This is a genomic window from Pseudomonas sp. FG-3G, assembly GCF_901007645.1.
GTDB classification, from domain to species: Bacteria; Pseudomonadota; Gammaproteobacteria; order Pseudomonadales; family Pseudomonadaceae; genus Aquipseudomonas; species Aquipseudomonas rhizophila.
Genome location: NZ_CAAKGZ010000041.1, coordinates 23,730 through 38,062, shown reverse-complemented (window position 1 = coordinate 38,062; position 14,333 = coordinate 23,730). Strand labels below are relative to the sequence as shown.

Annotated in this window: 12 protein-coding genes and 1 pseudogene; 8 read left to right on the top strand and 5 right to left on the bottom strand. The window is 60.6% G+C overall.

The features are described from left to right. The first annotated feature begins 136 nt into the window (after positions 1–136). From PSEUDOMOFG3G_RS24300 to PSEUDOMOFG3G_RS24270, 7 genes are all read left to right on the top strand, one after another. Complete coding sequence (locus PSEUDOMOFG3G_RS24300; RefSeq protein WP_047229803.1) at positions 137–1,795, top strand: Na/Pi cotransporter family protein; 1,659 nt, start codon at positions 137–139, stop codon at positions 1,793–1,795. 172 nt (positions 1,796–1,967) lie between these two features. Then, positions 1,968–3,341, top strand: coding sequence for a pitrilysin family protein (locus PSEUDOMOFG3G_RS24295; protein ID WP_047229802.1), 1,374 nt, complete (start codon positions 1,968–1,970; stop codon positions 3,339–3,341). Between the two features lie 72 nt (positions 3,342–3,413). Then, positions 3,414–4,442: a DUF5924 family protein gene (locus PSEUDOMOFG3G_RS24290; RefSeq protein ID WP_047229801.1), complete on the top strand. Its 1,029-nt coding sequence runs from the start codon at positions 3,414–3,416 to the stop codon at positions 4,440–4,442. 52 nt (positions 4,443–4,494) lie between these two features. Continuing rightward, positions 4,495–5,643, top strand: a complete 1,149-nt coding sequence (locus tag PSEUDOMOFG3G_RS24285) for an ABC transporter permease (RefSeq protein WP_047229800.1) — start codon at positions 4,495–4,497, stop codon at positions 5,641–5,643. Beyond that, a complete protein-coding gene (locus PSEUDOMOFG3G_RS24280; RefSeq protein WP_171061294.1) occupies positions 5,637–6,443 on the top strand; it encodes an ABC transporter ATP-binding protein in 807 nt (268 codons plus the stop codon). The genes PSEUDOMOFG3G_RS24285 and PSEUDOMOFG3G_RS24280 overlap by 7 nt, the downstream gene beginning before the upstream one ends. A 1-nt stretch (position 6,444) precedes the next feature. Then, complete coding sequence (locus tag PSEUDOMOFG3G_RS24275; protein ID WP_047229799.1) at positions 6,445–7,383, top strand: MlaD family protein; 939 nt, start codon at positions 6,445–6,447, stop codon at positions 7,381–7,383. Continuing rightward, on the top strand, positions 7,380–8,015 hold the full coding sequence (locus tag PSEUDOMOFG3G_RS24270; RefSeq protein WP_139048724.1) for an ABC-type transport auxiliary lipoprotein family protein: 636 nt from the start codon (positions 7,380–7,382) through the stop codon (positions 8,013–8,015). The genes PSEUDOMOFG3G_RS24275 and PSEUDOMOFG3G_RS24270 overlap by 4 nt, the downstream gene beginning before the upstream one ends. 43 nt (positions 8,016–8,058) lie before the next feature. On the opposite strand, the gene PSEUDOMOFG3G_RS24265 is transcribed toward PSEUDOMOFG3G_RS24270, so the two are convergent. The 5 genes and pseudogenes from PSEUDOMOFG3G_RS24265 to PSEUDOMOFG3G_RS24245 form a co-directional block, all read right to left on the bottom strand. Continuing rightward, on the bottom strand, positions 8,059–9,288 hold the full coding sequence (locus tag PSEUDOMOFG3G_RS24265) for a nucleoside recognition domain-containing protein (RefSeq protein ID WP_139048723.1): 1,230 nt from the start codon (positions 9,286–9,288) through the stop codon (positions 8,059–8,061). Positions 9,289–9,514: 226 nt separating this feature from the next. Further along, on the bottom strand, positions 9,515–10,846 hold the full coding sequence (gene gltP, locus PSEUDOMOFG3G_RS24260) for a glutamate/aspartate:proton symporter GltP (RefSeq protein ID WP_047229796.1): 1,332 nt from the start codon (positions 10,844–10,846) through the stop codon (positions 9,515–9,517). A gap of 704 nt (positions 10,847–11,550) precedes the next feature. Continuing rightward, positions 11,551–12,015, bottom strand: a pseudogene (locus PSEUDOMOFG3G_RS24255) (inhibitor of vertebrate lysozyme family protein). Between the two features lie 2 nt (positions 12,016–12,017). Then, a complete protein-coding gene (locus tag PSEUDOMOFG3G_RS24250; RefSeq protein WP_003177151.1) occupies positions 12,018–12,182 on the bottom strand; it encodes a DUF1328 domain-containing protein in 165 nt (54 codons plus the stop codon). A gap of 80 nt (positions 12,183–12,262) precedes the next feature. Then, a complete protein-coding gene (locus tag PSEUDOMOFG3G_RS24245; RefSeq protein WP_139048722.1) occupies positions 12,263–12,544 on the bottom strand; it encodes a hypothetical protein in 282 nt (93 codons plus the stop codon). 438 nt (positions 12,545–12,982) lie between these two features. On the opposite strand from PSEUDOMOFG3G_RS24245, the gene algB reads away from it, so the two are divergent. After that, positions 12,983–14,329, top strand: a complete 1,347-nt coding sequence (gene algB / locus PSEUDOMOFG3G_RS24240) for a sigma-54-dependent response regulator transcription factor AlgB (protein WP_047229793.1) — start codon at positions 12,983–12,985, stop codon at positions 14,327–14,329. The last annotated feature ends 4 nt before the right edge of the window (positions 14,330–14,333 follow it).

Below are 14,333 nucleotides of genomic sequence, written 5' to 3'. Positions count from 1 at the left end.
GACAGTTTTGTTTCAAACCCATCTTTAGCTGTGCAATGCTGGCGCTCGAACCGTTGGCCAACTACAGCTTAAGTACAACGAAGAAAAATGTGGCACCGTCAATTGGTCCCTTTGGGACGCTAACAGGGGGCTTCTCATGCTGACCCTGCTGAACTTGCTCTCCGCCGTGGCCCTGCTGATCTGGGGCACGCACATCGTCCGTACCGGCATTCTGCGGGTCTATGGCACGAACCTGCGCCATGTCATTGGCCAAAACATGTCCAAGCGCTGGCTGGCGTTCGTCGCAGGCATCATGGTCACTGCCATGGTCCAGAGCAGCAACGCCACGGCCATGCTCGTCACCTCATTCGTCGGCCAGGGCCTGATGGCACTGACCCCTGCCCTGGCGACCATGCTCGGCGCCGATGTCGGCACGGCGCTGATGGCGCGGGTACTGACCCTTGATCTGTCCTGGTTATCGCCGCTGCTGATTTTCCTCGGGGTGATTTTTTTCCTGTCGCGCAAACAGACCCGCCTGGGGCAAATGGGCCGGGTCGGCATCGGCTTGGGTTTGATCATCCTGGCGCTGCAATTGATTGTCGAAGCCGCCGCGCCCATCACCCAGGCCCAGGGCGTGAAAGTTATCTTTGCCTCGCTGACCGGCGACATCCTGCTCGATGCGCTGGTGGGTGCGCTGTTCGCGATGATCTCCTATTCCAGCCTCGCCGCCGTGCTGTTGACCGCGACACTGGCCGGCGCAGCGGTGATCAGTCTGCCGGTGGCCATCGGCCTGGTGATCGGCGCCAACATCGGCAGCGGCGTGCTGGCCTTTCTCAGCACCAGCATGCAGAACGCCGCCGGCCGCCAGGTGGCGCTGGGCAGCCTGCTGTACAAGTTGATCGGCCTGTTGTTGATCATTCCAGTGCTCGATCCGTTGGTGGGCTGGTTGGACGGCCTGGATTTCAGCCACCAGGAAACGGTGATCGGTTTTCACCTGCTCTACAACACCGTGCGCTGCCTGGTGCTGCTGCCCAGCGTCGGGCCGATGGCCAGGCTGTGTGCCTGGCTGCTGCCGGAGCGTCCTGACACCAACGGCACGGCCAAGCCCCGCCACCTGGACCTCACCGCCCTCGCCACGCCGAGCCTGGCCCTGGCGAATGCTGCCCGGGAAACCCTGCGCATCGGTGATCTGATCGAAACCATGCTCGAAGCCATGCTCGACGTACTGCGCGGCGGGCAGACCGCAGTCACCCAACAAGTACGGAGCATGGGCGATGACGTCGAGGCGCTGTGCAGCGCCATCAAGCTGTATATGGCCCAAATGCCCCGTGAGGACCTCAGTGAACAGGACAGCCGCCGCTGGGCGGAAATCATTGAGCTGGCGATCAACCTGAAGTTGGCCAGCGACCTCATCGAACGCATGTTGCGCAAGGTCCAGCAACAGAAAACCGCGCAGCGTCGATCCTTTTCCGAGGTTGGCCTGGAAGAGTTGGCGACGCTGCACAGCCAGTTGATCGCCAATCTGCGGCTGGGATTGTCGGTGTTCCTCAGTGCCGATCCGGAGAGCGCCCGTCAGCTGTTGCGTGAGAAACGTCGCTTTCGAGCGCAGGAAAGACGACTGGCCCACGCACACGTCAGCCGTCTACAGCGAAAAATCGTACAAAGCATCGAGACCAGTTCCCTGCACTTAGAACTGATCGCCGACATGAAACGCCTCAACTCGCTGTTCTGCGGCAGCGCCTACGTGGTGCTGGGGACTTCCGAGACAGGTGCGCTCGCGGTTGATGAAATTTCCGACGTCACCCATTCGCCTTGAACGACTGGCGCATTGCTCAGTCAGTAAGATTGGCCTGGGCTTAAACCATTCGCACGCAAGCCGGCCCCACGTCGCCATGGAGATCCATTGGGTTCGAGGTGGGGCGCGAAGTTGCCTGCGATGACGGCCTGCCCGGCACATGGACCTCCAATCAGCCGCCAGGAAGCTCGCTATGCGTTGTCTGTTGCTCGCCGTTCTTTTGCTCGGTTCACTGCCGTCGGTCGCGCTGGATCGATTCCAGGTCGAGGGGTATGTGCTGCCCAACGGTATGCAACTGCTGCTCAAGCCGGGCAGCGAGCGCGGGCATGTGGCGATCCGGCTGGTAGTGGGCGTGGGACTGGACGACTTCAACTGCGCCGACAAGGAACTGCCCCACCTGCTTGAGCATTTGCTGTTCAGCGGTGTCGATGACGGCGGCGAAGGCGGGCTGGAAGAGCGTATGCAGGCGCTGGGCGGCGAGTGGAACGCCTTCACGAGCAACGCCGACACCACGTTCGTCATCGAGGCACCGGCGCGCAATCAACGCAAGGTCCTGGACCTGTTGATCGCCCTGCTGACTCGTACCCGCATCGACGACAACGCCCTGCAAGCGGCCAAACGTGTAGTGGAGCGCGAGGATGGCGGCCACTACACCCATCTGCAACGCTGGCTCGATCATCAGGACCTGGGCCACAAGGCGGGCAATCAACTGGCAGTGGAATTGGGTCTGCGCTGTGCCGAACGCGCCGAAGTCGGGCACCTCACCCTTGCCAGGATCGAGCAGGCACGCAAGGCCTGGTATGCACCGAACAACATGACGCTGATCGTGGTCGGCGACCTGGACCGGTTGCTACCGGCCTATCTGGAGCGGACCTTCGGCGAACTGGAGCCGGTCGAGCCCAGCGCTCACGCAGCGTTACCGCAGATCCGCTACAGCGCGGTCACCAAGCGCAACCTGATGCGCGGCCTGGTGGGCAATAGCGCCAAGCTTCATTGGCTGTTTCCGGAGCCGGTGCTGGAACAGCAACACGACGAAACCTTCGACCTGCTCAAGGACTATCTGGACTGGGCGCTCTATCGCCAGCTGCGCCTGGCCCGCAGCCTGTCCTACGGGCCGTGGGTGGAGCGAGAGGTGTTTGGCGGCGTTGGCTTCTTCAGCCTGAACGCGGACCTGGCCCGTGATGACCTGCCCCAGGCCGAGCAGGCGCTGGAGCAAATGCGCACCACGTTGCTCAAGGATGGCCTCGACCCGGAGAGTTTCGTGCGCATCAAACGCGCCGCCATCGCCCATCAGTCGTGGGCGGTTCAAGGCAACAGCGCACTGGCCGATTACTATTGGGGTGCCCTTGGCGATTACGACGACGGCCGCTTCACCAATCCGGCCGTGCGCCTTCAGGCGGTGAGCCTGGAACAGGCCAACCAGGCCCTGCGTGAACTGCTCAAGGACCCGGGCTACCTGCGCATCGAGAAACCCATGCTCGGCGACGATGAGCTGGTTTGGGGCGTGGCCGGGCTGCTGGGGTTGCTGTTGGTCCTGGTCGGGTGGAGATTGCGTCGCAGGGCTTAGAGCGCTCGTCACATCGATGTCCTGGCGATACTCTGTCAGGGATATTTCCTACGACTCACTGTGAACTGCCGAATGCCGAACCTGACTCATTACATCCAGCGCCTTCTCGAATTGATGAAGCGCTATCCAGGGGTCATCGCACTCGGTGGCTTCATCTCTGGAGTCGGCAGTTTCATGCTGGTGGACCGCCAGCAGGGTCTTGCGACCTGGATCACCATCATCATGCTGGTGAGCTGGCTCTGGCTGATGCTGGAGAACAGCCTGACCCGGCTTTTTACCCGCATATTCAAACGGGAAATCCCCCAGCCGCTGCTGCGTTACGCCACGCAGATGATTCACCAGGAAAGCCTGTTTTTCGTCTTGCCGTTCTTTTTCATCACCACCACCTGGAACAGCAGCCAAGTGATTTTCACCGGCCTGCTGGCGGCCTCGGCACTGGTCTCAATCATTGATCCGCTGTACTACAAATGGCTGGCGCCCCGGCGCTGGGCGTTCCTGGCGCTGCACACCCTGACGCTGTTTGCCGCCCTGCTCACCGCACTGCCGATCATCCTGCACCTGACCACCGACCAGAGCTTCAAGCTGGCGCTGGGCACTGCCATGCTGTTGTCGTTCCCCAGCCTGGCTTCGATCTTTCCGATCCGCACCGTGCGCAACGCCCTGGCGATTCTGTGCATCACGGTGGGGATCGGCGCGGCCGGGTGGGTGCTGCGCTCCTGGGTGCCGCCGGCAACCTTGTGGATGACCGAGGTGGCAATCAGCACCCAACTGGAGGACCGCACGCCGGGCGCCAGCCTGAAGGAAGTCACCGCTGACCAGATACGCGGCAACGGTCTGTATGCCTACACCGCTATCAATGCGCCGCGAGGGCTCGATGAGCGGATTTATCACGTCTGGCAATTCAACGGCAAAGAGGTGGACCGTATCGCCCTGGACATTCATGGCGGGCGCAAGGAAGGCTATCGCGCCTGGACCCACAAGCAGAACTTCCCGGAAGACCCCACCGGTAAATGGCAGGTGCGGGTGCTGACGGAAAATGGCCAGGTGATTGGTGTATTGCGCTTCAAGGTCAGCGCTGCGCTCGAGCCTGGGACAAAATAATGCCGGGCGTGCTATTAGGTAACACTTTTCGAGCCGAACGAGCATGGCGCTTATGACCCCTGGCACTCTGGCTGGCAGTGCCCGACTGGATCGCTCTCACTCCCCGGCGCAGCTATGGATCAGCGGGGACTGGACACTGGCTCACTACACGCAGCTCAAGCGTTTGAGCGACTCGCTGCGCGGCCAGTACGACGACAACACCCTGATCGACCTCAATGGCTTGGGTGCCCTCGACACCGCTGGCGCCTCGTTGCTGGTGGAACTGCTGGGCGCCGAGCGGCTGGGCAAGACCGCCGAGCACCGCGACTGCACGTTGTCGTCCGCCGATCGGGCACTGTTGCAGACGGTCTATTGCTCGCTGACCGACTTCTGCGTGCCGGTCAAAGAGCCGACGGTGAGTGTCGTGACCCAGTTGTTGACACGCATCGGTCGAGCCGTGGACAAGGTCTGGCAAGATACCCTGCAATTGCTGGGCTTTGTCGGCTTGATCCTAGAAACGCTGGCCCGGGGCCTGTTTCGCCCGAAACGCTGGCGCATTACCCCGATGGTTGTTCACATCGAACAGACGGGGCTGGACGCGGCCCCTATCGTCGCCCTGCTGACTTTTCTGGTGGGCGCGGTGGTGGCGTTTCTCGGGGCGACGGTGCTGGCCGATTTCGGCGCCAGTATTTTTACCGTGGACTTGGTGGCGTTCTCGTTTCTGCGCGAATTCGGCGTGTTGCTGACTGCGATTCTTATGGCAGGTCGCACCGCCAGCGCCTTCACCGCCCAGATCGGCTCGATGAAGGCCAACGAAGAAATCGACGCGATTCGTACCCTGGGCCTCGATCCCATCGAGTTGCTGGTGGTGCCGCGAGTGCTGGCCCTGTTGGTGGCGCTGCCGATGCTGACCTTTGTGGCCATGCTCTCGGGCATTGTCGGCGGCGGTGTGGTGTGTGCCCTGTCGCTGGATATTTCTCCGGCGATGTTCCTGACGCTGTTGCAGTCGGACATCGGCGTCCAGCATTTCGTGGTGGGAATGGTCAAGGCGCCGATCTTTGCCTTCCTGATTGCTGCGGTGGGATGCCTGGAAGGCTTCAAAGTCAGCGGCAGCGCCGAGTCTGTCGGGGCTCACACCACCTCGAGCGTGGTGCAGTCGATTTTTGTGGTGATCGTGCTCGATGCGGTAGCCGCGCTGTTTTTCATGGAGATGCAATGGTGAGTCGACCTTCCAGGCCGCCCACCGAGGCGGTGATACAGGTACGTGGCTTGTGCAATCGCTTTGGCCTGCAGAGCGTGCACGAAAACCTCGACCTGGACGTATACAAGGGCGAGATCCTCGCGGTGGTCGGCGGCTCCGGCAGTGGCAAATCGGTGCTGTTGCGCAGCATTGTCGGCTTGAACCGGCCCAGTGAAGGGGCCGTGCGAGTATTCGGCCAGGATCTGCCGAGCCTGCCCCAGCAACAGCGTTCGCAAGTGGAACGACGCTTTGGGGTGCTGTTTCAGAAAGGCGCGCTGTTTTCTTCGCTGACTGTGACAGAGAATGTCGCCCTGCCCCTGATCGAACACGCCGGGCTCAGCCGGGCCGATGCCGAACATCTGGCGGCGGTGAAACTGGCGTTGGCCGGGCTGCCGCTATCGGCGGCGGACAAATACCCCGCCTCGCTGTCCGGCGGCATGATCAAGCGTGCAGCCTTGGCCCGGGCGCTAGCCCTGGATCCGGACATTCTGTTTCTCGACGAACCCACCGCCGGCCTCGACCCCATCGGCGCGGCAGCGTTCGACCAATTGATCCTGACGCTTCGCGACGCCTTGGGCTTGAGCGTATTTCTGGTCACCCATGACCTGGACACCCTCTACACCATCACCGACCGGGTGGCGGTGCTGGCCCAGAAAAAAGTGCTGGTGGCCGATGTCATCGACAAAGTGTCGGAAACCGACGATGCCTGGATCCATGAATACTTCCACGGCCCTCGCGGCCGCGCGGCCTTGACGGCCGCTACACAATTGAACGAGGTCTGACATGGAAACCCGAGCCCATCATGTATTGATCGGCCTGTTCACCGTGATCGTGGTGGTCGGCGCCCTGCTGTTTGGGTTGTGGCTGGCCAAGTCCAGCGTGGACAGCGAATTCAAGGATTACGAAGTGGTGTTCAACGAAGCGGTCAGTGGCTTGTCCAGAGGCAGCTCGGTGGAGTACAGCGGCATCAAGGTCGGAGACGTGGTCAATCTGCGCCTGGACCCGAACGACCCGCGCCGGGTACTGGCGCGGGTACGCTTGAGTGCTGAAACACCGGTCAAGCAGGACACCCAGGCCAAACTGGCACTGACCGGCATCACCGGCACCTCGATTATCCAACTCAGTGGCGGCACCCCCAACAGCCCGCCACTGACCGGGCACGATGGCGAGCCGCCAGTGATCATCGCAGCGCCCTCGCCCATCGCCCGCCTGCTGAACAACAGCGATGACCTGATGACCAGCATCAACCTGCTGCTGCATAACGCCAACGCGGTGTTTTCCTCGGACAATGTCCAGCGGTTGGGCAAGACCCTTGAACACTTGGAGCAAACCACCGGGGTCATCGCCGATCAACGCGGCGATATTCGCCAGGCCATGCAGCAACTGGCTTCTGTCGGCAAACAGGCCAGCGCCACCCTGGAGCAGACTACGGCATTGATGCGCAGCGCCAACGGTCTGCTCAACGATCAGGGCAAAGAGGTCATGAGCAGCGCAGACCAGGCCATGCAATCGCTGGCCCGCAGCACCGCAACCCTCGACAAACTGCTCAACGACAATCGCGACGCGCTGAACAATGGCATGCAGGGGCTCAATGCCCTGTCGCCGGCGGTGCGGGAACTGCGCGACACCCTGAGCGCGCTGCGGGGTATTTCCCGGCGCCTGGATGCCAACCCCAGCGGCTATTTGCTGGGCAATGACAAGAACAAGGAATTCACGCCATGAAGCCGTTTGCTCGGTTCGTCCGCCCTATCCTCTTGCTGGCAGGATGTGTCCTGGTGGGCGGTTGCTCGATTCTGCCCCAGGCCGAGCCCGCGGACGTCTATCGCTTACCCGCGACTCTGGCGCCCGCAGCCCCGGGCACGCCCGTGAAGTGGTCGTTGCGCCTGGCCAGCCCGCAGGCCAGCGAAGTGCTCAACAGCCCTAAAATCGCGGTCATTCCCCACGGCAATCTGTTGAGCAGCTACGCAGCCTCACGCTGGAGCGACCCGGCACCGGTGTTGCTGCGCAATCGCTTGCTCGATGGCTTCGCACAGGATGGACGTGTCGGGCTATTGAGTGTCGCCGACAGCAACTTGCAAACGGATTTGGAGTTGGGTGGCCAATTGCAGGCCTTCCAGACCGAATATCAAGGCGCGGGGGCCAGCGTGGTGATTCGCCTGGACGCATTGCTGGTGCGGGGATTTGACCAACGCATCCTTGCCAGTCATCGTTTTGAAGTCCGCCAGCCCTTGAGCGACGTGCAAGTGCCGGCAGTGGTGCAAGGTTTCGGCCAGGCCAGCGATCGACTGACCGCCGAGGTTGTGAACTGGACGGTAGAACAAGGCCAGCGCTTGGCGATACCCGCACGCCCCTAAAGGCCCGTGACTGCAATCCGGGCCTGTGGCAAGGGGATATGGTTCAGCCAAAGAACCAGTAGCAAACCCCGATCGCCGCCACGACGCCGCTGAACTCGGCCAGCAGCGCGCAGCCCACCGCATGCCGCGCCCGCTGGATACCGACGGCGCCGAAGTACACCGCCAGCACATAGAAGGTGGTTTCGGTGCTGCCCTGAATGGTCGCGGCCACCAGCGCGGGGAAGCTGTCCACGCCGGAAGTCTTCATGGTTTCGATCAGCATCGCCCGCGCGGCGCTGCCGGAGAATGGCTTGACCATGGCAGTCGGCAAGGCGTCGACGAAACGGGTGTCCCAGCCGGCCCACTGCACCAGGTGCCGGATGCCGTCCAGGCCGAAGTCCAGCGCACCCGAGGCCCGCAGCACGCCGACGGCGCATAACATAGCCACCAGGTATGGCAGCAACGTCTTGGCGACGTCAAAGCCCTCTTTGGCACCTTCAATGAAGGCTTCATAAACCTTGACCTTGCGCAGCGCGCCCACCACCAGAAACATCATGATCAAGCCGAACAGCGTCAGGTTGCCGAGGATCGAAGACAGCCCGGCCAGCGCCGTGGCTGAGAGCGTCGCCAGCAGCGCCATGAAACCGCCCAGTACCAACGCACCCGGAATCAGATAAGCCAGCACTACCGGGTCCCACAGGCGCAGGCGCTGCATGAAGGCCACCGACAGCAGCCCCACCAGGGTTGAGGCGCTGGTGGCGAGCAGGATCGGCAGGAATACCAGGGTCGGGTCCGGCGCCCCTTGCTGGGCGCGATACATGAAAATGGTCACCGGCAACAGCGTCAGCGATGAGGCGTTGAGCACCAGGAACAGGATTTGTGCATTGCTGGCGATGGTCGGGCTGGGGTTCAAGTCCTGCAGGGCTCGCATGGCCTTCAGGCCGATCGGGGTCGCCGCGTTATCCAGCCCCAGGCCGTTTGCCGCAAAGTTGAGGGTAATCAGGCCAATCGCCGGATGACCCGCTGGCACCTCCGGCATCAGCCGCAAAAACAATGGCCCGAGCGCCTTGGCCAGCCAGTCGACAATACCGGCCTTTTCGGCGATCCGCAGAAACCCCAGCCACAGGGTCAAGGTGCCGAACAGCAGGACCATCACCTCCACTGACAGCTTGGCCATGGCGAAAATGCTTTCCACCATGGCGGCGAAGATCCCGGCGTTACCGCCGATCAGCCACTGCGCCAGCGCCGACACGGCTGCCACGATAAAGAAGCCAAGCCACAGGCCATTGAGCATCGGTTAAGTCCCCCGGAAGATGCCGCGAATGATAGCGGGGCTGGCAGAAACGACAAACCCCGGATTTCTCCGGGGTTTGCTTGGCACTGCGCAGGGGCTACAAAAATCCTATGGCAGATCCTGTGGGAGCCGAGCTTGCTCGCGATGGGGCCGGATCAGTCAGCATTGATGTTGGCTGACACACCGCAATCGCGAGCAAGCTCGGCTCCCACAGGGATCATGCGCCTCAACGGCTGGCAGTTTCTCCCGCCGGCATCGGCTCTTTGCTGCGCCAGTGGGGCAGGGAATTCCAGTAGCGCTGGCCCTTGGCATCGTCGTACATGCCTTCCCAGCGGGAAATGACCAGCACGGCCAGGGCATTGCCGATCACGTTCAGCGCGGTGCGGGCCATGTCCATGATGCGGTCGACACCGGCAATGAACGCCAGACCTTCCAGCGGAATACCGACACTGCCAAGGGTTGCCAACAACACCACGAAAGAGACACCCGGTACGCCGGCGATGCCTTTGGAGGTCACCATCAAGGTCAGCACCAACAGCAATTGCTGGCTGATGGACAGATCGATGCCGTACAACTGAGCGATGAAAATCGCCGCGATGCTCTGGTAAAGGGTCGAACCGTCGAGGTTGAACGAATAACCGGTCGGCACCACGAAGCTGCAAATCGCCTTGGGTGCACCGTAGGCTTCCATCTTCTCGATCACGCGTGGCAACACGGTTTCGGAGCTGGCGGTGGAGTAGGCCAGCACCAGCTCATCCTTGAAGATGCGCATCAGTTTGACCACGGAGAAGCCGAACAGACGTGCAATCAACCCCAGCACCACGAAGGCGAAGAACGCGATGGCGACGTAAACCAGGATCACCAGCTTCGCCAATGGCAACAGCGAAGCGAAGCCGAAGTTGGCAACCGTCACCGCGATCAGGGCGAACACGCCGATCGGGGCGTATTGCATGATCATGTGGGTGACCTTGAACATGCTTTCCGAGACGCCCTGGAACATTTTCACCAGAGGGTCGCGCAGATCCGATTGCAGGCTGGACAGACCCAGGCCAAACAATACGGAGAAGAAAATGATCGGCAGCATCTCGCCACGCGCCACCGCCGCGAAGATGTTCGACGGGATCAGGTTGAGAATGGTCTGGATGAACGCATGTTCATGCTGAACCTCGGCGGCCGTGGCCTGGTACTTGGAAATATCCACCGTACCCAAGGTGCTCATGTCGATGCCGCTGCCCGGCTGGAAGAAATTGGCCAACAGCAAACCGACGACGATGGCGACAGTGGTGACGATTTCGAAGTAGAGGATGGTCTTGAGGCCGATACGCCCGAGTTTCTTGGCGTCACCGACCCCGGCAATACCGACGATCAGCGAAGAAATCACGATCGGGATCACGATCATCTTGATCAGACGGATAAAGATATCGCCTGCCGGTTGCAGCACGTTGCTGATCCACCAGGCCTTCTCGGTACTGAAATGGTTGAGCAGCGCGCCAATTGCAATCCCGAGCACCAGACCGATGAGGATCTGCCAGGCGAGGCTTAGTCTTGCCTTCTTCATATCTTTACCCTTACTTCAGTTGGACTCGGGCAACTGGCCACAAACCGAACCACCCGATGGCGATACGAATGCGTGCCGCTGCCCCCATATAAGGTCACCCCGAGTACGCGCCAAAGGCGCACTGGCAGGCGAAAAAAGGCGCAACTATTGCGATGCAAAGGAGGGGCGTCTAATGCCGTAAACGCCTACCCTATGCCGAATCGGCATGATGTCTTTGAAATAAAACGTGCGTACCCATCGGTTCGAATACGCCATTTCGGCAGGCAAAAATGCCGTGAACCGGCCATTTTCCGCGCAACGGGGTTTTGTCCGGCCTCGTAAAAAGCGCTCAAAGGACGGAAGAATGAAGCACACTTGAAAGAGCGGACCGGGCGGATAAATCTCCGATATACGGTCGGATGCGGGGGAGTGGAGCAGTGTGGAAAAACGATGGTGGTACGCAGGGGTGGCGCAGACGCCAGGATAGCCAACCGCTCTGGCATGAACTTTACAACGCACGAAGCTCCACGCAAGTTCGCCAGTCGTCATGACTGTGCGAGCCTGCGTGGAAGCTTTTTCCTGACCCGGCCCTTTCGCAGGCACCCCTTGTGCCCGTAGGTCACTGCGCCCTTAGACGGGCAGAGCGTCCCGGCCCCCTGGTCATGCATCGGCCCTCTTCGGACTGTGCAGAGGAGAAAAACAACGTGCTTTTCTCGCTTTCAGAATCAGTACCAGTTCGGATCTTTCTTGAGTTGCTCCATTAACAGTTCTTGCATACCTTCATCAGGATTGCCGAGGAACCGGTAATCAGCATGACGTGTCGGCGACTTGTCGGCCGGAAGTCCGGCAGGGACTTCAACCAGCAATGCATAAGCCTCGTCCTTGTCGAAACTGAAAGCGACGAACAAGCGCTTGCTGCGGCATGTCGCCTGGGTTTCGCACAACGGACCGACCAAGTATTTGTCGCCATCTTCCTCGACAGCATTCATCTACTGCGAATCGCCTGACAGGTTCATCACCCATTCCGGCAGGCGTTCTTCCTTTTTAACCACTTGCTGCCAAGTCTCGACATATTGCGGGTCGGCCTTGAGCAACTGATTGACCCGCATCTGTCCGTCGTTGGCAGCCATGGCCATGGTGCCGCCGCCCAGCAGCAGGGCAGCGACCAATCCTTTGAGTGCGACGCTCATGGTCAGCCTCGGCCGCGGCGGCCAAAGAAGAAGGAAGCGATGAACATCACCAGGAACACGACAAAGAGAATCTTGGCGATGCCCGTGGCGGTGCCTGCGATACCACCGAAGCCCAGTACTGCGGCGATGATGGCAATGATCAGGAAAGTAATTGCCCAGCTCAACATGGTGATTCTCCTTACGCTTTTCTATTTAGTTAGGGTCTTGCAGTGATGGTTCCGGTGCAGTGGACGACCGGTTCATCGAGTTAAAACACCCAGCGCTCCTCGCGGGGCATGCCGCTCTCAGCCTGATCGACTTCCATCATTCGCATCGAGGCGGAAATATCCGAGAGGCTGCTGACAGCGCTGAAATGAGTTTGCGGGGCGCGCTGAATTGACAACAGAGGCGCTTCAGGCTGTTGGCTCTGATGCCAAAGCATCAACTGCTGGCCAGCCACAAGCGTGATCAGCAGGGCCACTGCTGCCCACAAACCCTGCTGAACATGCAGGGCAGAGATTCGAAACTGAGCGGCACGTTGACGATTCATCCTGAAATTCCTCCCCACCCCGAGTGGTGACCTGGTTGAGGCGCCTTGACGCCACGTTGAGCTAACCATTGCACTCGGCATGCCAGAATTTTTGGCGATATAAATATCTTTAAAATCAATTAGTTATGGATGACTTGCGAGCCAGCCGGAGCGCATCCTGCACGATGGCCACGACAAAGGTCGTGCGTAATGCACGAACGGCGGAGATAGACGCGATAGAATCTTTTTGAATTGCCCGTCGGAAATAGATGTCGGAATGGGCAAGCCATACCGTACGAGGCGGCCGCGGGCGCAAAAAAGGGACCTAAATCAACCTTTTAGGAGTCAGACACTCGCAAGTACGCTGTCGGTGGGTAATATCCCCTCAGAAACGACCATGCAACTTGCCCGATTTTTCTGACACTAACCAACATCATTCATTAAAGGAGCGTAGGAAAAATGGAATCCGCCACTGAGCATCAAGGCCGCATTCTGCTGGTAGACGACGAGTCCGCCATCCTGCGTACATTCCGTTATTGCCTGGAAGACGAAGGCTACAGCGTCGCCACCGCCAACAGCGCCGCCCAGGCGGACACCCTGCTGCAGCGGCAGGTGTTTGACCTGTGCTTTCTGGACTTGCGCCTGGGAGAAGACAACGGCCTTGATGTCCTGGCGCAAATGCGCATCCAGGCACCCTGGATGCGGGTGGTGATTGTCACCGCCCACTCGGCGGTCGACACCGCCGTTGATGCGATCCAGGCGGGCGCCGCCGATTATCTGGTCAAGCCTTGCAGCCCCGATCAACTGCGCCTGGCGACCGCCAAACAGTTAGAGGTGCGCCAGTTATCGGCGCGACTGGAAGCCCTGGAAGGGGAAGTGCGCAAACCCAATGACGGCCTCGACTCCCACAGCCCGGCGATGAAAGTCGTGCTCGAAACCGCTCGCCAGGTCGCCAGCACTGACGCCAACATTCTGATCCTTGGCGAGTCCGGCACCGGTAAGGGCGAACTGGCCCGAGCCATCCATGGCTGGAGCAAACGCGCGAAGAAGTCCTGCGTCACGATCAACTGCCCGTCGTTGACCGCTGAATTGATGGAAAGCGAACTGTTCGGCCACAGCCGCGGTGCATTTACCGGTGCCAGTGAAAGCACGCTGGGACGGGTTAACCAGGCCGACGGTGGTACGCTTTTTCTCGACGAAATCGGCGATTTTCCCCTGACATTGCAGCCCAAGTTGCTGCGTTTCATTCAGGACAAGGAATACGAACGGGTCGGCGATCCGGTGACCCGTCGTGCCGATGTGCGGATCCTCGCGGCGACCAACCTCAACCTTGAGGACATGGTGCGCGACGGGCGCTTTCGCGAAGACCTGCTGTACCGCCTGAATGTGATTACCCTGCATCTGCCACCACTGCGCGAGCGGGCCGAAGACATTCTGACGTTGGCCGACCGCTTCCTGGCGCGCTTCGTCAAGGAATACGCCCGCCCGGCGCGCGGCTTCAGCGACGAGGCTCGTGAAGCGCTGCTAGGCTATCGCTGGCCTGGCAACATCCGGGAGCTGCGCAACGTGGTCGAGCGCGCCAGCATCATCTGCGCGCAGGAAAAAGTCGAAATCAGCCACTTGGGCATGGCCGAGCAACCCGTCAACAATGCACCGCGAATCGGGGCTGCGCTAAGCCTCGACGAATTGGAAAAGGCGCATATTGGCGCAGTGCTGGCCACGGCCGACACGCTGGATCAGGCCGCCAAGACTCTGGGAATCGATGCCTCCACGCTGTATCGCAAACGCAAGCAGTACAACCTGTGAGCGT